Raw genomic sequence first — 23582 nt, 5'->3', positions numbered from 1 at the left:
TGTCATCGCCGTCCCGGCAGGCCGGGTGGGTGCGCCGCTGCGCACCGCGGGGGAGCCCGATGTCGGCTCGGCGCGGACGTCGGTCCGCGCCGGACGTCAGCTCGTGAGGGGCGACGCGGCCTGCGCGGCCGCCGTGTGGTTGCGGGCCAGAGGGCCGGAGAACCGGTAGGCGCCGCCCATCAGGGCGACCACGGCGACCGTCTCGGCCGTGCCCCACACCCAGGTGGAGGCGTCGGCCTGCTTGGCCGCGAGCTTGGGCAGCTTCTTCGCCGGGATGGGGGTGGCGGACTGTTCGGCGGCCTTCGCCTGGTACGCCTGGTTGCGGGCCGAACCGTGCAGGAACGGGGCGACGAAGAGCAGGGCCAGCCCGAGCACGACCTCGACGGCGACCACGAGCGGGAACCTGCGCAGCAGGACGGTGACCAGCGGGCGCTGGTCGCCCTCGTCGCAGAGGGCCTCGATCCGCGGGTGCAGCCAGAACTGGTTGAACGTGCCGAGCAGCAGCAGGCCGCCGAAGATCAGGATCTTCACGCCGAGCACCCGCCCGTACATGGTGGTGATCAGCTGCGACGGGCCGTCCACGTGGGCCCAGTAAAGGAACAGGCCGGACAGGGTGATGGCGGCGACGCAGCTCATGGCGGTGACCGAGAAGCGGCGGACGGTCGTCGACCAGAAGGCGCGCCGCTCGGCGGCGGGTACCGCGCCGGGTGCGGCGAGCAGCAGCAGGCCCGCCAGTCCGCCGAGCCAGACGCCGCCGCCCTGGAGGTGCAGCATCCACATCAGGGTGTCGAAGCTGGTGCGGCCCCAGTTCTCGGGTGTCTTGGTGGGGAACTTGGTGGTGCCGAGTGCCGCGGCGGAGGCGGCCAGGCCGGCGCCGAGCAGCCAGGGGCGCGCCGCGCCGCCCGCGACCGAGCGGGCCGCCAGCGGGGCCACCAGGACGGCTGCGGCCAGTGCGAGGGTGACTTCGAGCCCGGACAGCCGGCCGGCGTTGCTGCCGTCGTAGAGGGCGTCCCATGCGGCCGAGTAGTCGTAGCCGTGGCTCTTCGAGGCCCCGTGCGCCAGCTCGGTGAGGACCGCCGGGACGGTGAGGACGCCGAGCACGGCGGCGGCGCGGGCCAGCCGGGCGGTGACCACGGGCAGCGCGGCCGGTGCGGTGCGGGCGGCGGCCGGGCCGGCCGCCAGCAGGACGAGGGCGATCAGGCCGACCAGGCCCATGAGGGCGACCCACGTCGTCCAGGCCACGGCGCTGTCGACGAACGGGCCGAGTGGGGTGGAGGGCGCGGCCGCCGACAGGGAGGTCAGGGCGGGGGGTATCGACAATCCGGGCACGGGTCTGCTTCCTCGATCGGACGTGGAGGGGGAGGGGCGGGCGCTTAGGTTAGCCATACCTAATTGATGGTGCAACTGCCTGTGGGGCGGTGGGTCCGCGCCGGCCGGAACAGCCGGCGGGTCCACCTTCGGCGCGGCGGTCCAAATCTCCTTCGTGGGTGCCCGGTTGTGCTCACATCGAGGCGCGGTGGGCGTGTCGCGTGATTCCCCGGTCGAAACTATGCAGAAGTGTTGACTGCCGTCATGGGGGCGCCATACTGGCCTCACCCCTGCTGACCGAGAGGCGCCGCCCGTGGAACTCTCCCCGTCCGCCCACGTCGACACGTTCTGCCGCGATCGCCTGCCCCCCGTCGAGCAGTGGCCGGACCTGCTCTTCGAACTGCCCGAACTCCGCTACCCCGACCGCCTCAACTGCGCACGCGTCCTGATCGACGACGCCGTCCGGCGGTGGGGCCCGGACCGCCGCTGCCTGCTCACACTCGCCGAGGAGTGGAGCTACGGCGATCTCCGGCGCCGCTCGGACCAGGTCGCCCAGGTGCTCACCGAGGACCTGGGCCTGGTGCCGGGCAACCGCGTCCTACTGCGCGGCCCCAACAACCCCTGGCTGGTGGCCTGCTGGCTCGGCGTGCTGAAGGCCGGCGGGGTGGTGGTGACCACGATGCCGCTCCTGCGGGCCGCCGAGATCAGCTCCCTGCGCGAGATCAGCAGGCCGGTCGTCGCGCTGTGCGACCACCGCTTCCTCGACGCCGTCGGGTCGGCCGGGACGCCCGGCCTCACCGTCGTCCCGTACGGCGGGTCGGCCGCGGACGACCTGGCACTGCGCTGCGCCGCCAAGGAGGGCGTGTTCGCCGCGGTCGACACCGCCGCCGACGACGTGGCGCTGATCGCCTTCACCTCCGGCACCACCGGCCGCCCCAAGGCCACCCTGCACTTCCATCGGGACGTGCTGGCCAACGCCGACACCTTCTCGCGGCACATCGTGCGCCCCGCGCCCGACGACCTGTTCGCCGGGACGCCGCCACTGGCCTTCACCTTCGGCCTCGGCGGTCTGGTGGTCTTCCCGCTGCGCGCCGGCGCGGCCACCCTCCTGGTGGAACAGGCCACCCCCGAGCAACTCGCGGAACTGGTCGCCGAGCACGGCGTCAGCGTGCTGTTCACCGCGCCGACCGCCTACCGGGCGATGCTGGCGGCCGGACTCGCCGGCCGGCTGCGCGGACTGCGCCGCTGCGTGTCCGCGGGCGAACCGCTCCCGGCGGCCGTCTGGGAGGACTTCCACCGGCAGACCGGACTGCGTCTGATCGACGGCATCGGCGCCACCGAGATGCTGCACGTGTTCATCTCCGCCGCCGACGGGGACATCAGACCGGGTGCCACGGGTCGGCCGGTTCCCGGCTTCCGGGCGGCGGTCCTGGACGAGGACGGCGCGCCCGTGCCGGACGGGCAGCCCGGGCTGCTCGCGGTGCAGGGTCCCACCGGCTGCCGGTACCTGGACGACGAGCGCCAGAGCGTCTACGTGCGCGGCGGCTGGAACCTCACCGGCGACACCTACGTCCGGGACGGCGAAGGCTACTTCTGGTACCAGGCCCGCACCGACGACATGATCGTCTCCTCCGGCTACAACATCGCCGGCCCCGAGGTCGAGCAGGCCCTGATCGCCCACCCCGACGTGGTGGACTGCGCCGTGGTCGGCGCGCCCGACGAGCGCCGCGGCGCGATCGTGAAGGCGTACGTGGTCCTGCGGGCCGGCGCCGCCGACGACGCGGGGGCCGTGCGGGCGCTCCAGGAGTTCGTCAAGCAGGCGATCGCGCCCTACAAGTACCCCCGCGCGGTCGAGTTCGTCGAGGGGCTGCCCCGCACCTCCACCGGCAAGCTCCACCGCGCCGAACTCCGCCGCTGGGCGCACACCGACCGCTGACGGCCGGCCGCCGAGCGGCCCGCCCCACCCGCGTACCCGCCTCACCCACCTACCCCCCCGTGACCGTCGGAAGGCACCCCCATGGACCGTCCCGCCGAACCCGTGCAGCAGGCCGATCCGGCCGAATCCGCCCTCCCCAGTGTGGTGATCGAGCGGAAGGTCGAGTGGTCGGACACCGACGCCGCGGGCCACCACCACTTCTCGGCGGTGCTGCGCTGGGCCGAGGCGGCGGAGGCGGTGCTGCTGCGCCGGCTCGGGCTCGACGGCCTGTTCGGCAGCATTCCCAGGGTCCACTTCGAGGCGGACTACCTGGAACGGCTCTGGTTCGGGGACGTCGTGCGCGTCGCGATCCGCGTCGACCGGGTGGGCACCTCCTCGCTGCACTACGCCTTCGACGTACACGGCCCCCAGGGGCGGGCCGCGGCCGGGCGGATGTCGGTGGTCCACTCCGCCGCCACGGCCAAGGGCGCCGCCCCCTGGCCCGCGGAGACCCGCGCCAGGCTCGCCGGGGCGGGTCCGCAGCGCCCGGAGACGTACGGCGGCTGAACCCGGCCGCCGCGGGCAGCCGATATCGCGCATGCTTGACGGTCGCCAGAGTAACGCAATACCGTGAGTGTCGGAGAACCACTGGAGGGCCTTCATGCGCGTGGCAGTCATCGGGGGAGGGCCGGGCGGGCTGTACTTCGCCGCTCTGGCCAAGCAACTCTCCCCGGCGTGGGAGATCACGGTCTGGGAGCGCAACGCCCGGGGCGACGCGTTCGGCTTCGGCGTCGTCTTCTCCGACGAGACGCTGGACGGGATCGCCCAGGCCGACCCCGAGGTGTTCGCCGCGATGTCGGCCCGGTTCGCCCGGTGGAGCGACATCGACGTCCGCCACCGCGGCCAGGTCCGCACCTCCGGCGGGCACGGGTTCGCCGCCCTCGACCGCAACGTCCTGCGCGCGGTCCTCCAGGAGCGCTGCGCCGCGCTCGGCGTCGACGTCCGCTACCGCACGCCCGCGCCGCCGGTGGCTGAACTGTCCGACGGGTACGACCTGGTGGTCGCCGCGGACGGGGTCCGCTCGCCGACCCGCGAGGCCTTCCCGGACAGCTTCGGCACCGCGCTGGACGAGCGGACCGCCCGCTACATGTGGCTGGCCACCGACCGGGTCTTCGAGGCGTTCACCTTCATCGTGGAGGAGCGGGACTTCGGTGCCGTGCAGGTCCACGCCTACCCGTTCGACGAGCGGCGCAGCACCTTCATCGTGGAGCTGGGGGAGGACGCCTGGCGCCGGGCCGGCTTCGAGGCGCTCGCCGGAAGGGAGTTCGCCCGCGGCGAGAGCGACCTGGCGAGCGTGCGCCGCTGCGAGGAGATCTTCGCCGACCACCTCGACGGTCACCGGCTGATCCCGAACGCGTCGAAGTGGATCAACTTCACCACCGTCCGCAACGCCTCCTGGCGGCACCGGAACGTCGTGCTGCTCGGCGACGCGGCGCACACCGCGCACTTCTCCATCGGCTCGGGCACCAAGCTCGCCATGGAGGACGCCCTGGCGCTCGCCGCGAGCCTGCACGAACGCCCCACCGTCACCGAGGCGTTGACCGCCTACGAGGCGGAGCGGCGGCCGGTCGTCGAGTCCACCCAACGGGCCGCCCAGGCGAGCCTGGAGTGGTTCGAGAACATCGGCCGGTACACCGGTCAGGACGTCGACCGGTTCGCCTTCAACCTGCTCACCCGCAGCCGCCGTGTCACCTACGGCAACCTGCGGGAGCGGGACGCCGCCTTCGTCGACGCCGTCGACACCGCCTTCGCGGACAACGCCCTCACCGACGCCGTCCGGGTCGACAGCGTCCCGGTCGACGCCGACGCCGCGGGCCGCGGGCCCGCCGCCCCGCCGATGTTCCGCCCGCTGAACCTCGCCGGACTGACGCTGCGCAACCGCGTCGTGGTACCGCCCCTGGCGACCTTCACCTCCGTCGACGGCCGCCCCGGGGAGTTCGAGCGGGCCCAGCTCACCGCCCAGGCGCTCGGCGGAGCCGGGCTGGTGTTCGCCGGGATGACGGCCGTCAGCCCGGACGGCCGCGCCACGCCCGGCTGCCCCGGCCTCTGGACGGACCGGCAGGAGGCCGACTGGACGTCGATCGTCCGCGCCGTCCGCGCCGTCTCGGCGACGCCGCTGGGCATCCAGCTCACCCACGCCGGACGCCGCGGATCCACCACGGTGCCCGGCCCGGACGGCATCGGCCGGCCGCTCGGCGGCGCCGGCTGGTCGACCCTCGCCGCGTCGCCGACGGCCTGGGACTCCGGGTACCCCGCCCCCCGCGAGGCCACCCCCGCCGACCTGGCCGCCGTCACCGCCGCCTTCGCCGCCGCGGCGGCCCGTGCCGACCGGGCCGGATTCGACGTCCTGGAGCTCCAGTTCGGCCACGGCCACCTGGTGTCCGGCTTCCTCTCCCCGCTGACCAACCGGCGCACCGACGCGTACGGCGGCGGCCTCGACGGCCGGCTGCGCCTCCCGCTGGAGGTGCTGGCGGCCGTCCGCACCGCCTGGCCGGCCGGGAAGCCGCTCGTCGCCCGGATCTCCGCGAGCGACTGGGCCGACGGCGGCACCACCGAGACCGAGGCCGTCGAGATCTGCCGCGCCCTGGCCGCCGGCGGGGCCGACGCCGTGGACGTGTCCACCGGCGAGGTGGTCGCCCACCAGAGACCGCCGTACGGGCGCAGTTACCAGACGCCGTTCGCGGAACTGATCCGGCACGCCACCGGCATCCCCACCATCGCGGTCGGCGCCATCTCGACCTACGACGACGTCAACTCGATCGTCCTCGCGGGCCGCGCGGATCTCGTCGCGGTGGGCCGGGCCCACCTGTGGGACCCGATGTGGACGCTGCACGCCGCGGCGGAGCAGGGCCACACCGGGCCCGGTGCCCGCTGGCCCGAGCCGTGGCGGGCCGGCAGCCGCAAGCCCGCCGGGCCGCGGGCCGACCGCGTCCCGCCGCGCCTGCACCTGCTGCGCGAGGAGGCCGCCCCCGTCCACCGGCGGTGGCTGCCCGCGTCCGCGGCCCGGCCGCTCGCGGCCACCGCCACCCGCTGACCGCCCTGCGACCGATCCGACCCGGCCTCCGCCCGTTCCGCCCGCCCGCCGGCCAGCCCGGCCCGACCGCCCGATCCGGCAACGGAGGAACTCATGGACCTGCCCCGATTCACCGCGGCCGCCGTCCAGGCGTCCCCGGTCTACCTGGACGCCGCCGCGACCGTCGAGAAGGTCGTCGCGCTGATCGGCGAGGCGGCCGGCCGCGGCGCCTCGCTGATCGTCTTCCCGGAGGTCTTCGTCCCCGGATACCCGTACTGGAACTGGACGATGAACCCCGTTCAGGGATCGCCCTGGTTCGAGAAGCTCTACCGCTCCGCCATCGACGTACCGGGCCCCGAGGTGGACGCCCTGCGCGAGGCGGCCCGCCGGCACGGCGTCACCGTCGTCATCGGGGTCAACGAGCGCGGCGCGCACAGCCTCGGCGTGCTGTACAACACCCTGCTGACCATCGGAGCCGACGGCGAACTCCTCGGCGTGCACCGCAAACTGGTGCCGACCTGGGCCGAGAAGCTCACCTGGACCGGTGGCGACGGCAGCTCGCTGAAGGTCCACCGTACGGGCATCGGCCCGCTCGGGGTGCTCGCCTGCGGCGAGAACACCAACACCCTGGCCCGCTTCACCCTCCTCGCCCAGGGCGAACTCGTCCACGCCGCCTGCTACATCGCGCTGCCGGTCGGACCGGAGGACTACGACATGGCGGAGGCCATCGCGGTCCGCACCGCCGCTCACTGCTTCGAGGGCAAGGTCTTCTCGGTGGTCGCCTGCTCGACGATCTCCGCCGACATCGTCGACCGGATCGCCGGCGAGGACGCGGAGATCCGCAAGATGCTCGCCCGCCCACGCAGCGCCCTGTCCGGCGTCTTCGGCCCCGACGGCCGCCCGGTCACCGAGCCGCTGATCGACGAGGAGGGCATCGTCTACGCCGAGATCGACCTCGCCAGGTGCATCCAGCCCAAGCAGATGCACGACATCATCGGCCACTACAACCGCTTCGACGTCTTCCAGCTCCAGGTCGACAACCGTCCACGCACCCCGCTGACGTTCACGGCTCCGCCCCTGCCGGAGACCGCCCCTTCCGCACCGAAGGAGGAAGCGTGACCACGCACGACGACGACACGCACGACGACGACACGCACGACGACAACCGGCTCGGCCGTGCCCGCGTCTCGGACAGCCCCGAACTCCTCGCCTACTACGACGAGTTGGCCAAGCTCGACGCCGGCGCCCTGTGGACCGTCGCCAACGACATCGAGCCCTGGTACCCGCAGCCCAGGTCCGTACCCGTCCTGTGGCGTTACGAGGACCTGCGCCCGCTCGTCCACAAGGCGCTGCCGCTGGTCAAGGCCGACGACGCCGGCCGCCGGGTGGTCATGCTGGTCAACCCCGGCCGCACCGACGTCAGCGCGGCCGTCGGCCTGCTCTACACCGGCCTGCAGATCATGGGTCCCGGCGAGGCCATGACCGCCCATCGCCACCAGGCCGCCGCCCTGCGCTTCGTCCAGGAGGGCACCGGCGCCTGGACCGTCGTCGACGGCCAGAAGCTCAAGGTCGGCCCCCGGGACTTCGCCATCACCCCCAACGGCACCTGGCACGAGCACGGCAACGAGTCCACCAACGCCCCCGTCATCTGGCAGGACGGCCTCGACATCCCGCTGGTCAACGCCCTCGACGCGGGCTTCTACGAGGTCCACCCCGAGCTGTACCAGGTGCCCGGAAAGGTCATCAACTCCTCCGTCCTCAGCTACGGCACCAACCTGCTGCCGTACGGCATGGAGAAGTGGACCCGCCCGTACTCCCCGGTCTTCGGCTTCCCGTGGGAGCCGACCTACCACTCCCTGCTCAACCTGGCGAAGGCCGTCGAAGGCTCCCCGTACGACGGCGTGATCATGGAGTACACCAACCCCCTCACCGGCGGGCCGGTCATGCCGACCATGGGCGCCCACATCCAGCTGCTGCGCCCCGGCCAGGCCACCCGGGCCCACCGGCACACCGGATCGGTGGTCTTCACCGCGGCCAAGGGGCACGGGGTCTCGGTGGTCGCGGGGCGGCGCTTCGAATGGCGGCAGGGCGACATCTTCTGCGTCCCGTCCTGGGCGTGGCACGAGCACGAGAACCTCGACCGGTCCGAGGACGCCTGCCTGTTCTCCTTCAACGACTTCCCGGTGATGCACTCGCTCGGCTTCCACCGCGAGGAGGCCTACACCGACAACGACGGTCACCAGCCCGTCCCGCCGGACGGCCGCTAGCCCGCCCCCGCCGCCCGCCCTGCCTCACCCCCCCCGCCTCCGACTCCCGACAGCGTCACCGCAAGGAGACACCATGCGTCTGGTCACCTACACCCCGAACGACACCAGCCCGGCGCCCACCCGCCTCGGCGCCGACCTCGGTGACCGGGTGGCCGACCTCGCCGCCCTCGCCCGCGCGGCCGGCGCCGACCTGCCCGGCGACCTGCTCTCCCTCCTCCGGGCCGGCCGGCCGGCCCTCGACACGGCACGTGCCCTGCTCCGCGGCGAACTCCCCGCCGACGCCGTCCACGACCTCGCCGACGTGACCCTGCACGCCCCGCTGCGGCCCGGCAAGATCATCGGCGTCGGGCTGAACTACGTCGAGCACGTCGCCGAATCCCACCGCACCCTGGACACCGACCGCGAACTCCCCGACCGGCCGGTGCTGTTCTCCAAGCCCGCCACCGCCGTCACCGGCCCCGGACAGCCGATCCTGCACAACGCCCGGCTGACCAAGCAGCTCGACTGGGAGTGCGAACTCGCCGTCGTCATCGGCACCACCGCCTTCCGGGTCGCCGAGGACGACGCCATGGACCACGTCTTCGGCTACAGCATCGTCAACGACGTCAGCGCCCGCGACCAGCGCCGCTCCGGCCAGTGGTTCTTCTCCAAGGGGCAGGACTCCTACGCTCCCTTCGGCCCGGCCGTGGTCACCGCCGACGAGATCCCCGACCCGCAGAACCTCGACCTGTCGCTGCGCGTCAACGGCGACACCAAGCAGGACTCCAACACCCGGCACATGCTCTTCGGGATCCGACGCCTGATCGCCGACATCTCCTCCGGCATGACCCTGGAGCCCGGTGACGTCATCGCCACCGGCTCGCCCTCCGGCGTCGGCGCCGGCCTCGTACCGCCGCAGTTCCTCCAGCCGGGCGACCTGGTCGAGGCCACCATCGAGCGGATCGGCACCCTGGCCAACCCGGTCGTCGACGCCCGCTGACCTCCCGTGGGTCGGGCCACGGGTCCACGCCCCACGCACCGCCCGCGCCCCACCCCGTCGCGTACCACGAACCCAACGGAGCACCCCGTGTCGGCACGCACCTACCGGATCGGCCAGATCGTCCCCAGCTCGAACGTCACCATGGAGACCGAGGTCCCCGCCATCCTGCGCGCCCGGGAGACCGTCGCCGCCGAGCGCTTCACCTTCCACTCCAGCCGGATGCGGATGACCCACGTCACCCCCGAGCAGCTCAGGGCGATGGACGCCGACTCCGACCGCTGCGCCGTCGAACTCTCCGACGCCGCCGTCGACGTGCTCGGCTACGCCTGCCTGGTCGCCATCATGAGCATGGGCCACGGCTACCACCGGACGTCGCAGCAGCGCCTGCACACCCGCACCGCCGAGAACGGCCACCCCGCCCCCGTGGTCACCAGCGCCGGCGCCCTCGTCAACGGCCTGCACACGCTCGGGGCGAAGCGGATCGCGCTCATCGCCCCCTACCTGCGCCCGCTGACCCGGACCGTCGTCGACTACCTGACCAACGAAGGCATCACCGTCCTCGACCACGAGGCCCTGGAGATCCCCGGCAACCTCGACGTCGCCGCCCACGATCCCGCCGTGCTGCCCGCCATCGCCAAGCGACTGGACCACGCGGACGCCGACGCCGTCGTGCTCTCCGCCTGCGTCCAGATGCCCTCGCTGTCCGCCATCGAGGAGACCGAACAACAGCTCGGCAAGCCCGTGGTCTCCGCCGCCGTGTGCACCGTCCACCAGATGCTCCGCGCGCTCGACCTGCCGGCGATCGCCCCCGGCGCCGGTCACCTGCTCGCCGGCGCCTACGCCGAGGCCCCGCTGCGCACCGACACCAAAACCGACACCAAAACCGACACCGACACCGACACCGACACCGACACCGACGCCGCCCCGGTCGCGGGCTGACACCGCCGGCGGGAGGGCCGAACCGGGCTCGTACGCGTGTGCCATACTCCGTCGGATGTCGGAGACGCGCACAGAACTGCCCTGCCACACCGAGGTCGAGGCGCCCGACGGCGCCGTCTTCCCACTGCACGGGCTGGCCCAGGACGACCCTGCCGCGCCCGTCGTACTGGTCTCCCCGGCCATGCGCACGCCGGTCGGCTTCTACCGGCGGTTCGCGCAGGAGCTGCACGCCGCCGGCGCCAGCGCGCTGGTGCTGGACCACCGGGGGAGCGGCGCGCGGGCCCGGGTACCGAGCACCACCGGGTACCGCCAGCTCACCGACGACCTGGGTGCGGCCGTCGCCGCCGTTCGCGAGCTACTGCCACAGGCCCCGCTCACCGTCTGCGGACACAGCCTCGGCGGCCAACTCGCCCTCGTCCAGGCCGCCGAGGCCACCGAACGCGGCACGCCGGGACCGGACGCGATCGCCCTGGTCGCGGCCGGATCCGTCTACCACCGGGCCTACGGCCTGCGCGCCCCCGCACTGCTCACCGCGAGTCGGCTGATGGCGCTGACCGCCGCCACGCTCGGCCACTGGCCGGGCCACCGGCTCGGCTTCGGCGGCCGTCAGCCGGCCGGCGTCATCATCGACTGGGCCCACCAGGCCCGGACCGGTCGCTACCGGCTGGCCGGCACGGACATGGAGGACGCCCTGCGGGCCCTGCGGATACCGGTGCTCGCGGTGGACGTCGAGGGCGACCGCCTCGCCCCTCCCGGCGCCGTCGACCACCTGTGCGGCAAGGTCCCGCACGCGGCGGTCGACCGCCGCGGCTACACCGCCGAGGACGCCGCCGGCGGCCCCCTCGACCACTTCCGCTGGGCCCGCCACGCCGCCCCGCTCGCCCGCGACCTGGTCACCTGGTCCCGCAGCCCGCGCACGGCGGGCTAGCGTCACAGCCGCAGGCGTTCACGGGGCCGTGCGGAACACTCGAAGGCACCGGTGGCGATCGGAACGCACATCGAGACCCCGACCGACCCGTGGTCGGGCGGAGCCACCCCGTCCGGGTGCGGAGGGCTGGAGTCGTCGTGGCCGGTGCCTGCACGGGAGTGATGGTGCTGTCCACGGCGGGCCCGACCGGGGCCGCCCGGGTGCGACGTGCCACCTCGCCGAGGCCGAACCCGCCGCCCAGGGAGGCCGGGTGATCGACTCGCGGGCCGTCGACGACGGGGACCCGGTGACCGCGGGCGGTGTCACCGGCGGAATCGATCCGGCGCTCTGGACGGTCGCCCGCGAGTGCGGCGCATCCGTCGCCGCGAGCGTCGGGTCCGTCATGGAGGACGGGCGGTGCGGTGCCGTCCGGCGCTCCGACCCCGGACGTGCCGGAGGGCCTCGGACCGCGTCCCGTTGACGTCACCATGCGCTCCCATCGCCATAGGCATTTGCCTATAGGCTTTAGGTAAATGCATGATGGTCGTAGTCGAGTGGGAGGAAGGCCATGGTTCGAGCGGGGCTGACCCCGGAGCTGCTGATCCGGGCGGGGGCGGAGATGGCCGACGAGGTCGGCTTCGACCAGGTGACCGTCTCGGCGTTGGCCCGTCGGTTCGACGTCAAGGCCGCGAGTCTGTACTCGCACCTCAAGAGCTCTCAGGACCTCCGGACCGGGATCGCCCTGCTGGCTCTGGAGGAACTCGCCGACCGGGTCGCCGCCGCCCTGGCCGGGCGGGCCGGCAAGGACGCCCTGGCCGCCTTCGCGGACGCCTACCGCGACTACGCCCGCGAGCACCCCGGTCGCTACGCCGCCGCCCGGCTCAGGCTCGACCCCGAGACGGCGGCGGCCAGTGCCGGCGTGCGGCACGCGCAGATGACCCGGGCGATCCTGCGCGGCTACCACCTGACCGAGCCGGGCCAGACGCACGCGGTCCGGATGCTGGGCAGCGTCTTCCACGGCTACATCGAACTGGAGCTGGCCGGAGGTTTCAGCCACACCGCCGTCGACCCGCAGGAGTCCTGGGCCTGGATCGTGGACTCCCTCGACGCCCTGCTCCGGGCCCAGGGCAGCTGAAACGCCGTCCGGATAATCCGATCACCAGGACTGAGGCAATGAACACCGAGCACGACTGGATCACCACACCCGTCACCGCCGCGATCCTGCGCGGTTTCCTGGACCTCGAACCGACGGCGCGCGGCCTGCTGCCGCACCGCCTGCCCGCCCGGGCGCGGCGGCAGATCCCCGACGGCCACCTGGCGGTGGCGGAGGCCCAGCCCTCCGGCGTGCGGCTGGTCTTCCGCACCCGGGCCACCACCGTCGAGCTGGACACCCTGCCCACCAAGCGGGTTCACCGGGGCTTCCCGGCTCCGGCGGACGGCGTGTACGACCTGCTGGTCGACGGCCGTCTCGTCGCCCAGGCCACGGTGCCGGGCGGCAACGTCCGTACGGTGACCGACCTGGTCACCCAGGCCTCGGAGCTCCGGGAGGGCCCCGCCGGCAGCGCCCGCTTCATCGGTCTGCCGGCGCGCGACAAGGAGGTCGAGATCTGGCTCCCGCACACGGAGGTCACCGAGCTGGTCGCCCTGCGCACCGACGCCCCGGTCGAGCCGGTGCCGGACCGCGGGCGCAGGGTGTGGCTGCACCACGGCAGTTCCATCAGCCACGGCTCGAACGCCGCCCATCCGAGCGCCGTCTGGCCCGCGCTGGCGGCGGCCCGGGGCGGAGTGGAGCTGGTCAACCTGGGGTTCGGCGGCGGTGCGCTGCTCGACCCGTTCACCGCCCGGGCGATCCGGGACACCCCCGCGGACCTGATCAGCCTCAAGATCGGCATCAACATCGTCAACACCGACGCGATGCGCCTGCGGGCCTTCACCCCTGCCGTCCACGGCTTCCTCGACACCGTCCGCGAGGGTCATCCGACGACACCGCTGCTGGTCGTGTCGCCCGTCCTCTGTCCGGTGCAGGAGGACACCCCCGGTCCGCTCGCCCCCGACTTCGACGGGCGGACCCTGCGGTTCAAGGCCACGGGCGACCCGGCCGAACGTGCCGCCGGGCGCCTGACCCTCACCGTGATCCGCGACGAACTCGCCCGGATCGTCGGAGAGCGGGCGGTCGACGACCCGGACCTGCACCACCTCGACGGCCGTGACCTGTACGGCGAGGCGGACTACGCCGAACTCCCGCTTCCCGACGAGGTCCACCCGGACCCCGCGGGGCACCGGCGGATCGCCGAGAACTTCGCACGGCTCGCGTTCGGCGACGGCGGCCCCTTCGGCCCCGCGACCGGCTGACCACGGTCGCGCGGGCCCGGTCGACGGCGCCGTGCGTCAGGGGGTCCGGCCGCCCGTTGACGCGACGCCGGTGAGCAGCCCGTCGACGGCGGCGTCCACCGTGCCGGTGACGTCCTCACGCGCGATCATGCCGCTGTTGAGCAGCACGGCCAGCCCGTGGACGGTCGCGAACACCAGGCGAGCCGCGGCCCGGACGTCCTCCTGGGCGAGTTCCCCGCTCCGGTGCGCGGACTCGATGACGGCGAACGGCACGGCGTAGGCCGCCTGCGCCGCGGCGAGGGTGGCGTCGGCCCCCTCCCGGTGCTTGCCGGCGAACATCAGCTCGATCAGCGGCATCCGCTCCCGGGTGAAGTCCACGTAGGCGTGCGCGACGGCCCGCAGGCGCGGGCCGAGCGACCCGGGTGCGGCGGCGATGGCCGCCTCCAGGTGCCGGGCCAGCTGGTCGAAGCCGCGCTGGCCGAGGGCGTCCAGCAGCGCGGCCCGGTCGGCGAAGTGCCGGCGCGGCGCCGCGTGGCTGACGCCGACCTCGCGGGCGAGCTCCCGCAGGGAGAGCGACTGTGCCCCTCCCGTGAGTACCGCCCGCTCGGCGGCGTCCAGCAGTGCCGTGCGGAGGCTGCCGTGGTGATAGGTCCGTTCCTGCATGATCGAAGGATATCCGCCGCGATGTTGTCATTGACAACATCGCAGTCGGGCGGCACGCTGGAGCCATGAGCACACCGCACGAGAAGTGGTCCGCCGCCGACCTCCCCCCGCAGACCGGCCGCACGATCGTCGTCACCGGAGCGACCAGCGGCCTGGGCGCCGTCACCGCCCGCGAGCTCGCCCGGGCGGGCGCCCACGTCGTCCTCGCCGTCCGCGACACCGCACGGGGCGAACGCCTGGCGCAGACCCTGCCCGGCAGCACCGAGGTGCGGCGGCTGGACCTCGCCGACCTGTCCTCCGTCCGGGCCTTCGCCGCGGCCTGGGACGGCCCCCTCGACGTCCTCGTCAACAACGCGGGCGTCATGGCCGTCCCCGAGCAGCGCACCGTCGACGGCTTCGAGATGCAGTTCGGCACCAACCACCTCGGCCCGTTCGCCCTCACCAACCTGCTGCTCCCGCAGATCACCGGACGGGTGGTGAGCGTCGCCTCCAACGCACACCGCCGGCCGGGCGTGGACATCGACTTCGACGACATCAACTCCGAACGCGCCTACAGCCCCTGGCGGGCCTACCAGCAGTCCAAGCTGGCCGACCTGCTCTTCGTCCGCGAGCTCCAGCACCGGCTCACCGAAGCCGGGTCACCGGTGACCGCGCACGCCGCCCACCCCGGGTACGCCGCGACCAACCTGCAGAGCGGCTCCGCAGGCGCCGCGCAGCGGGTGATCATGGCCGTCGCCAACCGGCTGGTCGCCCAGTCCGACGCCATGGGGGCGCTGCCGACCCTGTACGCCGTCACCCAGCCGTTGCCCGGCGGCAGCTACACCGGCCCGGGCGGCCGCGGCGAACTGCGCGGTCACCCCGCCCCGGCGCGGCTCAGCCCGCACGCCCGGGACGACCGGCGGGCCCGGCGCCTGTGGGAGGTGTCCGAGAAACTCACCGCGGTGGGCTTCCCCGACCTCCGGTGAACGCCGGGTGACTGCGGGCGGAACGGGGCCGCCTCCCCGCTGACCTGCGTAGTCCCGGTGCCCGGGCGGATGTCGCCGCATCGTTCCGCGTACCCTCGTACCCGTGCCAGCCTCACCCCTTCACCGCGTCGCCGTCCTCGTCCTCGAAGGCGCGAAGCCCCTCGACGTCGGAATTCCCGCCCAGGTGTTCACCACCCGCGCGAGCATGCCGTACGAGGTGCGGGTGTGCGGCTCCGCTCCCGGGCCGGTGACCGGCGGAGACGGCCTGTCGTACTACGTCGCCCACGGCCTCGACGCGCTCGCATGGGCCGACATCGTCTTCGTCCCCGGCTACCGGTTCCCGGACCGGGAGGACCCGCCGCAGCCGGTCGTCGACGCCCTGATCGCCGCCCACCGGCGGGGTGCCCGGCTCGCCGCCATCTCGACCGGCGCCTTCGCGCTCGCCGCCACCGGCCTGCTCGACGGCAGGCGGGCCACCACGCACTGGCACTACACTCGGGCCCTCGCCGCGAAGCGCCCGCTCGTCCGGGTCGACGAGAACGTGCTGTTCGTCGACGAGGGCAGCGTGCTGACCTCGGCCGGCGCCGCCTCCGGCATCGACCTGTGCCTGCACATCCTGCGCGGTGACCTCGGGGTGGCCGCGTCGAACCACGCGGCCCGGCGGCTGGTCGCCGCCCCCTACCGCAGCGGCGGCCAGGCGCAGTACGTGCCGCGCAGCGTGCCCGAGCCGCTCGGCGAGCGGTTCGCCGCCACCCGCGAGTGGGCGCTGCACCGGCTCGGCGAGCCGCTCACCCTCGACGTGCTCGCCCGACACGCGGCGGTCTCGCCGCGCACCTTCTCCCGGCGGTTCGTCGACGACACCGGCTACACGCCGATGCAGTGGGTCATGCGGGCCCGCATCGACATGGCCCGTGAGCTGCTCGAACGCTCCGAGCGCAGCGTCGAGCAGATCGCCGCCGACGTCGGCCTCGGCACCGGCACCAATCTGCGCCTGCACTTCCAGCGCATCCTCGACACCACGCCCAGCGAGTACCGGCGCACCTTCGCCCAGGGGGAGTGACCGCCGCGGCGTGAGCTCGGGGCGTGCCCCCGGGGGTGGCCGGGGGTGACCTGGGGCGCGGCTCCGGCCGCACCGCGTGGCGCGAAACTTTCGGACCGTGGCGATCAACCCGCTGTCACCGGCGGACTCCGCACGCGAACCTGGTGGTGACCCCGAAAGGACACCACCCATGACTCGCATCGCCATCAACGGATTCGGCCGCATCGGGCGCAACGTCCTGCGTGCGCTGCTGGAGCGCGACAGCAAGCTGGAGATCGTTGCCGTCAACGACCTCACCGAGCCCGCCACCCTGGCCCGGCTGCTCGCGTACGACACGACGTCGGGCCGGCTGGGCCGCCCGGTCACCGTCGACGGCAACGCCCTCGTGGTCGACGGCCGCCGGATCACCGTGCTGGCCGAGCGCGAGCCGGCGCAGCTGCCGTGGGCCGAGCTCGGTGTCGACATCGTGCTGGAGGCGACCGGCCGCTTCACCTCCGCCGCTGCCGCCCGGGCCCACCTCGACGCCGGTGCGAAGCGGGTCCTGGTGAGCGCTCCGGCGGACGGTGCCGACGTCACCCTCGCGTTCGGGGTCAACACCGACGCCTACGACCCGGCGCTGCACACCATCGTCTCCAACGCCTCCTGCACGACCAACGCGCTCGCGCCGCTGGCCGCCGTGCTGGACGAGCTGGCCGGCATCGAGCACGGGTTCATGACCACGGTGCACGCCTACACGCAGGAGCAGAACCTGCAGGACGGTCCGCACCGCGACGCCCGCCGCGCCCGCGCCGCCGCCGTCAACATCGTGCCGACCACCACGGGCGCCGCCAAGGCGATCGGCCTCGTGCTGCCGAACCTCGACGGCAAGCTCTCGGGCGACTCGATCCGCGTGCCGGTCCCGGTGGGATCGATCGTCGAGCTGAACACCACCGTCGCCCGCGACGTGACGCGCGAGGAGATTCTGGAGGCCTACCGCGCCGCCGCGCAGGGGCCGCTGGCCGGCGTCCTGGAGTACTCGGACGACCCGCTGGTCTCCTCCGACATCACCGGCAACCCGGCGTCGTCGATCTTCGACTCGGAGCTCACCCGCGTCGACGGCCGCCACGTCAAGGTGGTCGCCTGGTACGACAACGAGTGGGGTTTCTCGAACCGCGTGATCGACACCCTCGAACTCCTCGCCGGCTGATCCCCACCCCGGTCGCCCCGCGGCGCAGCCGCGCGCGCCGGGCCACTTCCCACCGAGCGCTCCGGTCGACCCCGACCAAGACGATCGCAGCGCTCGGCCGGTGGTGGCCCGGCGTTCGGCATTTCTCCCGCCGGACGTGTCACACCACGGGTCCGGGATCCGTCAGAGGGGTGTGGGCACCTGAGCCCGCACCACCTCCGGAAGGACCCGACCGTGAACACCACCGCACCCGTCAGCACCACCGCCGCACCCGCCGCCACCGCCGAGGCGCCGCGCCCGGTCCCGCGGATGTCCGACCCGACGGAGCTGGTTCCCGAGCTGAAGGAGCTGGCCGGCTGGCTGTACCGGGCGGCCGGCAACCGCTCGGTCCCCCGCGGCACGATCGGCCTGGTCCAGCTGCGCGCCGGACAGATCGTGGGCTCGACCTACCTGACGGCGATGCACGCCGGACTGCTGCGCAAGGCGGGGGAGAGCGACGGACGGATCGACGCCGTCGCGACCTGGCGCACGGCCGGCTGCTTCACCGGCGCCGAGCGGGCGGCCCTCGCACTGGTCGACGCCGTCCTGATCGCGAACCCGCACGGCGAGCGCGTCCCCGACGCCCTCTACGCCGAGGCGGCGCGCCACTACGCTCCCAAGGCACTCGCCACCCTGACCATCGCCATCGGCCAGGTCAACTTCTTCGTTCCCCTCGCCCTGATCGGCAAGCCCGTCCCCGGCGTGGCCCCGTCGGAGCAGTGGACCTGAGGGTCGGTGGCTTGATGGTCGCTGGGCCTGACGGCCGGCGGGTCCGCTGCCGTGACCGCCCGCCGCCGCGGGGCGGCGGCTCTCAGTAGCCCGCGGGCGGGCGGTTCGGGTCGGCCTGCTGGACCTTGGCGGCGAGGTCGTGGCCGTCCCGCGCGACGCCGTAGGCGTCCATGACGTAGTTCATCGCGGCGGCGAAGTTGGCGACCGGGTCGTAGATCTGCAGGGACGTACCGGCCTGGTGGTAGCGGGCGAAGGTCTGGGGAATGCACTGGGCGACGCCGCGGGAGCACTGGAACGGGGCCCCGGGGAACGCCGAGTCGTTGGGGACGGGTGGCCCGATCGCGTTGGAGTCGGAGGTGTTGATCTGCCACTGGGGCGAGTTGTAGGCGGATTCCCGGGAGGCGATGGTGGTCATGCCGAGCTCCCAGGCGGCGCGTGCGGGCGGATCGGAGATCCCGGCGAGGTCGAGGGCCCGGTCGATGTAGCCGACGCAGGCGGCCGGGCCGCTGGACCACGATCCGGCGCCGGAGAAGTCGACCTGCGAGGCGGGGATCTGCCCCGGGGTGTCGGGCACCGGATCGAGCGTGGCGTAGACCGGGAACGCCCGACCGTCCGTGCGGGTCACCGTGACGGTGTGGGTGCGCGCGGCGGCGGCGAACCGGACCACCACGGGGAACCCGCCGTCGTTCCCCACGGCGATGGTCCTGACGTCCGCGGTGTCGGACCACAGGACCACGCGGAGCGCGGCCCGCGGGCTCCCGTCGAAGGTGTGGTCGCAGAAGAACCCGACACTGGTGTGCCGGCCGACGGGGAAGGTCACTCCTCCCGTGCGGCCGACGACGAAGTCCAGGTCCGTCGCGGCCATCTCAGTACACCTGCGCGTAGACGGGGAAGGCCTTGCCGTCCGTGCGGGTCACCGTGACGGCGTGCGTCCCGGACGGGACGGCGAACGGGAGGACGACCTGCCGGCCCCCGTCGTTGCCGACCTGGATGTTGTGCACGTCGGGCCGGTCGGCCGACCAGACCACCACCCGGAGGGCGGCCCTGGGATTTCCGTCCAGCGTGTTGTCGCAGAAGAACGCGACGGTGGTGTGGTCGCCCTGCGGGAAGCTCACTCCGCCGCGGTCGGTGATGGTGAAGGAAGGCATACCGGCTCCAGGGGTCGGAGGCGCGGACAGGGGGAGGCGGGCCCGCGCGGACAGCGGACAGCGGACAGCGGACAGCGCACAGCGGTCGACGGTCGGGCGGGAGTCAGTCGGGCGAGGGTCAGTCGGGCAGGAGTCGGACGGCGTTCGATTCGGACACGTACAGTAATCCGTTCGGACCACCGCTGGAGCAAGAGTTCGGGCCCCAAGTAACCCTGATGGCGGAGCGCGAAGGGGCGCGCGGGCGGACCGGCAGCAACGGCCGACGGGCAGTCCCGGGGAGCGGCGGACCGCTCCCCGGGACTGCCCGGGACCCGTGGGTGGAACCGGACCTGTCGGGGACTCAGAACTGGGTGCTGACGGTGACCCCGCTGAAGTCGGTGGCGGCGTACAGGCTCAGGTACCGGTAGCCGGCCGTCGGGTTGGTGACGGTGAGGGACTGGGTGGTGCCGGCGTTGCGGGAGGAGGCGGTGAAGGCGCTCGGCGAGGCCCAGGTGTCCGCGTTGTAGTAGAGGTACGCGGTGCCGGTGCCGCCGGAGGTGGTGACCTTCAGCGTGCTGGTGCCGGCCGGCAGGTAGACGTACAGGTAGTCGAGGTTGCCGGCGGTCGCGGTGCGGTTGGCGCGGGAGCAGTTTCGGCCCATCGCGTCGGTGCGCTGCTCGGTGCAGGCCGGCAGGGTGGCCGGGCCGCCCGTGGTCACGGTGACCGAGGTCGGGGTGCTGGCGCTTCGGCCGGTGTCGTCGGTGACGGTCAGGGCGACCGTGTAGGTCCCGGCGGCGGCGTAGGTGTGCGTGGGGTTGCGCAGGTCGGACGAGCTGCCGTCGCCGAAGGTCCAGTGCCAGCCGGTGATCCGGCCCGGGCCGGTCTGCACGGAGGTGTCGGACAGGGTGACCGTCCCGCCGCTCACGGCCTGGCCGAACAGGGCGGTCGGGCCCGCGGCGAAGCAGGCGCCCGCGGCGCAGCCGGTCAGCCAGTTGTCGAAGTCGGCGTCGTACGAGGTGCCGAGGGAGTTGTAGACCGCGTAGCCGCCGGCGTAGTCACCGGTGCGGAAGTGGCCCAGCACGGCGTAGACGTCGGCCGGGTGCTTCTCGACCATGTACCGGACGGCCAGGTAGCCCCACGGGTAGACCCGGGTTGAGTCCGCGTTGCCGTAGGTGGTCTGGAGGAGGGTGCTGAGCCGGTAGGTGTGCTTGGCGGCCTCGGCCATCGCCTGGGTGTCGGTGAGGCCGCGGTAGGCGTAGGACTCGTACTCGGCGACGCCCTCGATCCACCAGATGTCCGGGACGGAGGTCTCGGCGGCGAAGTTGCCCTTCATGTCGTGGATGCCGTCCAGGTAGTGCGTGTACTCGTGGTTGAGGTTCCACACGTTGCCGGGGAAGCTGTCGTTCCACGACTTCTGGTACATCACCGACACGGCCTGGTTGTTGGGGTCGGTCGGGTCCATCAGGGTCTGGCCGCCGTTGTCGGTGGAGTTGCCGTAGATGGCCCAGGAGTAGGTGAGGTAGTCGGCCTGGTTGGCGAACACCGCCAGGGTGATGGTCCTGTTGTACTGGCCGGGTACCGGGCCGTTGTCCTTGACCAGGTTGTGGAAGAAGGCGTCCTCGCCGCGCAGGCTCGCGCAGACGGCGGCCAGGTCGGCCGGGGAGAGCGCCTCGGTCACGATGGTGCGGTTGTCGCACACCAACCGGTTCGGCAGCACGGTGGCGGTCAGCTTCGCCGTGAGGTCGCAGGTCCGGTAGTACGAACACTGCCCGGGGTCGAAGGCGTTGGCCTGGTACGCGGTGTGGACGTACAGCGGGCCGGTGCGGCCGAGGATCTGGGCGCTGTCGAGCACCTGCTTGACGAGCGGCTTGGCCACGGCCTCGATGGTGGCGTTGTCGCCCGCCATCCGGGCCAGGTCGTTGCCGGCGTTGGTGTCCAGGAAGGCGTTGGGGCCGCCGAGCAGGTCCTGGTGGTTGAGTGCGAAGTTGCCGAGGACGGTGACGATGCCGGGGTCGGCGCTCACCGCGCTGACGAAGTCCGGGTTCCAGTTGGCCCGCCAGAGCGGCGCGGACAGCACGGCGTTGACCGCGCCGACCATCTTGGGGAAGGCGTTGTGGTCGTTGGTGTAACCGTTCAGGACCTGCTGGTAGACCTTCAGGTAGGTGCCCTGCAGGTTGGCGCTGTCGGTGAGGACCAGCACCTCCTTGAGCACCGCGCCGTTGGCGTCGGAGACGTCGCTGCGGCGCGGGTTCGCGAAGAAGGCGTCCAGGGCCGCCCTGGTGGCGTTGGCGAGGGTGGAGTCGTAGGTGCCGACGGCGCCGCTGTTGTACGACTGGACGTAGTAACCGGCCCGTAGGAAGAGCACCAACTGCAGGATGGAGGTGGTGTTGTCGCCGCCGTAGCCGGGTGCCAGGGCCTGGAAGGCGTTGGCGACGGTCACCATCTTCTGCTGCTTGAAGACGGCGCCGGCGTCGGTGCCGGTGATGTTGTACAGCGTGCTGACGCACTCCGTGGTGGAGGACTTGACGAACGCGACCAGGTCGGCGCCGCTGCGGCTGCCGAAGTCGGCCGGGGTGCAGCTCTGCGCACCGGCGGACGCTGGGGCGGCGGCCGCGGCCTTGGCCCCGCCCGGCTGCGGCTGCGCCGGGCGGGGCGCGGCCTGGTAGGCGGTACCGGCGGGCTGGCCCATCACGGCCTGGCCGAGCAGGGCCGGCGGCAGCGGTGCGGCGGCGGGGGCGGGATCCTCGGACCCGGACGAGACGAGCGGGCCGAGCGGCTGCGGCACGGTGGGGGACGCCGTGGCGGGGGAGGCCACGGCGGCCGGTGCCCCGCCGGTCCGGGCGGACGTGTGGAGGGCGGACGCGTGGAGGGCGGGCGCGGCGAACGCCGCGGCCGGCAGCAGGCCGGCCACGGTGACGCAGCCGGCGACCGCGCCGGCCACGAGGGTGGGTAGCGGTATGCGAAGGCGCACTGCGGGTCCTTCATCCTGTGGGGGAGCTCACCGGGCATCGGGGTGAAGCCAGGGGGGTGACGACGTGAATCCTGACACCGGCTCAGCAACAGAACAATGTCACAGGTCATATGACATCATCGGCCCGCGGCATAACACCTTTACGGCTCCATGGCGGACGGCCCCGACTCGCCGGCGGCGGGGCGGTACGCCCGGGTGCCCCGCGCCCGCAGCGGCCCCGGGCCCGCGACCAGGCCCCGGTATGCGGAGGCCGCGGCGCCGAACAGCGCCTCCGCCTCCTCCTCGCTCATCGCCGCCCGCCGCCAGACCAGCAGCTGCCGGAACCAGATCGGCGTACCCGCCAGCGGTTTGACCACCACGTCGGCCAGCGGACGGGTGGTCGCCCGGACCACGGAGACCCCGAGGCCGGCCGCGATCAGCTCCTGCAGCTCCAGTCGGCCGCCCAGGAACTCGTGCACCGCCACCGGTGCGAACCCGGCCGCGGCGCAGGCGTCGTGGAAGACCGCGTGCCAGCCCGCCCCGTCGTCCGGAGTGAGGAGCCAGGTCTCCGCCGCCAGGTCGGCGAGCGCGATCTCGGGTCGGTGCCTGAGCCGGTGGCCGGCCGGCAGGGCCACGGAGGTGGGCTCGGTGACGATGCTCCGGCAGGCGAGTGCCGACGAGTGCCGCAACTCCCGCCCGGGGTAGTCCACGGCCAGGGCGGCGTCCGCACCGCCGCGCTCCAGAAGCTCGACGATGTCCGAGGAGCGGTAGACGCTGCTCACCGTGAAGCGCAGCTCGGGCCGCTGCCGCCGGGCCCGGTCGAGCAGTCCCGGCAGGACGGGGGAGAGGGTCGCGGCCAGCCGCAGCACCCGGGGCGCCCGGGCGGCGTCCTCGGCGCCGCGGCGGCCCAGCCGGTCGGCGCGGACCAGCACGTCGCGCGCGGCCGCCAGCACCTCGACACCGAAACAGGTCGGGACCACGCCCGAGGCCGCCCGCTCGAACAGTGGAGCGCCCAGGTAGCGTTCGATCCGGCGCAGCTGGGTGCTGGTCGCCGGCTGGGAGGCTCCGAGCGCCGCGGCCGCCCTGCCCACGCTGCCGGTGTCCGCGATCGCGCACAGCACCCGCAGGTGTCGAAGCTCCAACTCCATGGGCCCTCCTCGGCGGGCGGCCCGCCCGGTCCGCCGGT

At 73.3% G+C, this 23582-nt stretch carries 20 protein-coding genes; 14 read left to right on the top strand and 6 right to left on the bottom strand.

Annotated features, from left to right (window positions below):
- Window positions 1-96: 96 nt before the first annotated feature.
- Window positions 97-1329 (bottom strand): copper resistance D family protein, encoded by a 1233-nt coding sequence (locus ACIOFR_RS34455; RefSeq protein WP_401003480.1) that lies wholly within the window; start codon window positions 1327-1329, stop codon window positions 97-99.
- A gap of 292 nt (window positions 1330-1621) precedes the next feature.
- Here ACIOFR_RS34455 and ACIOFR_RS34450 point away from each other — a divergent pair, with 292 nt between their 5' ends.
- The 10 genes from ACIOFR_RS34450 (at window position 1622) to ACIOFR_RS34405 (ending at window position 13740) form a co-directional block, all read left to right on the top strand.
- Window positions 1622-3244, top strand: a complete 1623-nt coding sequence (locus ACIOFR_RS34450; protein WP_401003478.1) for an AMP-binding protein — start codon at window positions 1622-1624, stop codon at window positions 3242-3244.
- An 81-nt stretch (window positions 3245-3325) separates the two neighbouring features.
- Window positions 3326-3790, top strand: coding sequence for an acyl-CoA thioesterase (locus tag ACIOFR_RS34445; RefSeq protein ID WP_401003476.1), 465 nt, complete (start codon window positions 3326-3328; stop codon window positions 3788-3790).
- Window positions 3791-3884: 94 nt separating this feature from the next.
- A complete protein-coding gene (locus ACIOFR_RS34440) occupies window positions 3885-6317 on the top strand; it encodes an FAD-dependent monooxygenase (RefSeq protein ID WP_401003474.1) in 2433 nt (810 codons plus the stop codon).
- A gap of 93 nt (window positions 6318-6410) precedes the next feature.
- Window positions 6411-7415 carry a carbon-nitrogen hydrolase family protein gene (locus ACIOFR_RS34435; RefSeq protein ID WP_401003472.1) on the top strand — a complete coding sequence of 335 codons (1005 nt, stop codon included), beginning with the start codon at window positions 6411-6413 and terminating at the stop codon, window positions 7413-7415.
- The gene (locus tag ACIOFR_RS34430) at window positions 7412-8563 is read left to right on the top strand and encodes a cupin domain-containing protein (protein WP_401003470.1); all 1152 of its coding nucleotides are present in this window, start codon (window positions 7412-7414) and stop codon (window positions 8561-8563) included. The genes ACIOFR_RS34435 and ACIOFR_RS34430 overlap by 4 nt, the downstream gene beginning before the upstream one ends.
- 73 nt (window positions 8564-8636) lie before the next feature.
- Window positions 8637-9542, top strand: coding sequence for a fumarylacetoacetate hydrolase family protein (locus tag ACIOFR_RS34425; protein WP_401003468.1), 906 nt, complete (start codon window positions 8637-8639; stop codon window positions 9540-9542).
- Between the two features lie 141 nt (window positions 9543-9683).
- On the top strand, window positions 9684-10481 hold the full coding sequence (locus ACIOFR_RS34420; RefSeq protein ID WP_401003500.1) for an Asp/Glu racemase: 798 nt from the start codon (window positions 9684-9686) through the stop codon (window positions 10479-10481).
- A 55-nt stretch (window positions 10482-10536) separates the two neighbouring features.
- On the top strand, window positions 10537-11409 hold the full coding sequence (locus ACIOFR_RS34415) for an alpha/beta fold hydrolase (RefSeq protein ID WP_401003466.1): 873 nt from the start codon (window positions 10537-10539) through the stop codon (window positions 11407-11409).
- Window positions 11410-11956: 547 nt separating this feature from the next.
- Window positions 11957-12523 carry a TetR/AcrR family transcriptional regulator gene (locus ACIOFR_RS34410; protein WP_401003464.1) on the top strand — a complete coding sequence of 189 codons (567 nt, stop codon included), beginning with the start codon at window positions 11957-11959 and terminating at the stop codon, window positions 12521-12523.
- 38 nt (window positions 12524-12561) lie between these two features.
- Window positions 12562-13740: a GDSL-type esterase/lipase family protein gene (locus ACIOFR_RS34405; protein WP_401003462.1), complete on the top strand. Its 1179-nt coding sequence runs from the start codon at window positions 12562-12564 to the stop codon at window positions 13738-13740.
- Between the two features lie 36 nt (window positions 13741-13776).
- Here ACIOFR_RS34405 and ACIOFR_RS34400 read toward each other — a convergent pair whose 3' ends face one another.
- Window positions 13777-14382 carry a TetR/AcrR family transcriptional regulator gene (locus tag ACIOFR_RS34400; protein WP_401003460.1) on the bottom strand — a complete coding sequence of 202 codons (606 nt, stop codon included), beginning with the start codon at window positions 14380-14382 and terminating at the stop codon, window positions 13777-13779.
- A 65-nt stretch (window positions 14383-14447) separates the two neighbouring features.
- Here ACIOFR_RS34400 and ACIOFR_RS34395 point away from each other — a divergent pair, with 65 nt between their 5' ends.
- The 4 genes from ACIOFR_RS34395 (at window position 14448) to ACIOFR_RS34380 (ending at window position 18319) form a co-directional block, all read left to right on the top strand.
- On the top strand, window positions 14448-15347 hold the full coding sequence (locus tag ACIOFR_RS34395; protein WP_401003458.1) for an oxidoreductase: 900 nt from the start codon (window positions 14448-14450) through the stop codon (window positions 15345-15347).
- 103 nt (window positions 15348-15450) lie between these two features.
- Complete coding sequence (locus ACIOFR_RS34390; RefSeq protein ID WP_401003456.1) at window positions 15451-16407, top strand: GlxA family transcriptional regulator; 957 nt, start codon at window positions 15451-15453, stop codon at window positions 16405-16407.
- A 169-nt stretch (window positions 16408-16576) separates the two neighbouring features.
- Entirely contained in the window at window positions 16577-17572 is a 996-nt protein-coding gene (gene gap, locus ACIOFR_RS34385; protein ID WP_401003454.1) for a type I glyceraldehyde-3-phosphate dehydrogenase, read from the top strand.
- 288 nt (window positions 17573-17860) lie between these two features.
- A complete protein-coding gene (locus ACIOFR_RS34380; RefSeq protein ID WP_401003498.1) occupies window positions 17861-18319 on the top strand; it encodes a carboxymuconolactone decarboxylase family protein in 459 nt (152 codons plus the stop codon).
- Between the two features lie 82 nt (window positions 18320-18401).
- Here ACIOFR_RS34380 and ACIOFR_RS34375 read toward each other — a convergent pair whose 3' ends face one another.
- The 4 genes from ACIOFR_RS34375 to ACIOFR_RS34360 all read right to left on the bottom strand — a co-directional run bounded on the left by ACIOFR_RS34375 (window position 18402) and on the right by ACIOFR_RS34360 (window position 23544).
- The gene (locus ACIOFR_RS34375) at window positions 18402-19184 is read right to left on the bottom strand and encodes a hypothetical protein (RefSeq protein ID WP_401003452.1); all 783 of its coding nucleotides are present in this window, start codon (window positions 19182-19184) and stop codon (window positions 18402-18404) included.
- A 1-nt stretch (window position 19185) separates the two neighbouring features.
- On the bottom strand, window positions 19186-19467 hold the full coding sequence (locus ACIOFR_RS34370) for a hypothetical protein (RefSeq protein WP_401003450.1): 282 nt from the start codon (window positions 19465-19467) through the stop codon (window positions 19186-19188).
- A 340-nt stretch (window positions 19468-19807) separates the two neighbouring features.
- Window positions 19808-22417 (bottom strand): collagenase, encoded by a 2610-nt coding sequence (locus tag ACIOFR_RS34365; RefSeq protein ID WP_401003448.1) that lies wholly within the window; start codon window positions 22415-22417, stop codon window positions 19808-19810.
- 140 nt (window positions 22418-22557) lie between these two features.
- Entirely contained in the window at window positions 22558-23544 is a 987-nt protein-coding gene (locus ACIOFR_RS34360) for a LysR family transcriptional regulator (RefSeq protein WP_401003446.1), read from the bottom strand.
- Between the last annotated feature and the right edge of the window lie 38 nt (window positions 23545-23582).

It is taken from the genome of Kitasatospora sp. NPDC088346 (genome assembly GCF_044740765.1).
In the GTDB taxonomy this organism is placed as follows: domain Bacteria; phylum Actinomycetota; class Actinomycetes; order Streptomycetales; family Streptomycetaceae; genus Kitasatospora.
This window is presented reverse-complemented; position numbering and strand designations above follow the sequence as displayed.